This window comes from Halomonas sp. SIMBA_159 (assembly GCF_046536035.1).
GTDB lineage: Bacteria > Pseudomonadota > Gammaproteobacteria > Pseudomonadales > Halomonadaceae > Vreelandella > Vreelandella venusta_A.
In genome coordinates, this window is sequence record NZ_JAWJBT010001415.1 from 1 (window position 1) to 242 (window position 242).

The window sequence follows — 242 nt, forward strand, 5'->3', positions numbered from 1 at the left end:
GTGTCTGGAGGCCGGTGGCGCGTGTAATGGGTGTGCTGACAGCGGCTGCGATGGATTCGATGGATCCGATCACTCGGACGTGGTGGACGGCGCGGGTGACTGCAGTGTAGAGCGTTTCGCGGGTCGCGAGGTTCGAGGTGGCCACGGGGAGGATCGCGGTCACACGGGGAAACTGTGACCCCTGAGTGCGGTGCACGGTCATCGCGTATGCGGGCTGTACAGCGCCGAGCCGGACAAGCGGG

The 242-nt window shown here is 66.1% G+C and carries 1 protein-coding gene; it reads right to left on the reverse strand.

The window, feature by feature from the left end; all coding sequences use genetic code 11:
* The coding region (locus R0J87_RS23905) for an ATP-binding domain-containing protein (RefSeq protein WP_498889519.1) at positions 1-202 on the reverse strand (202 nt) is incomplete at its 3' end.
* Positions 203-242: the final 40 nt, after the last annotated feature.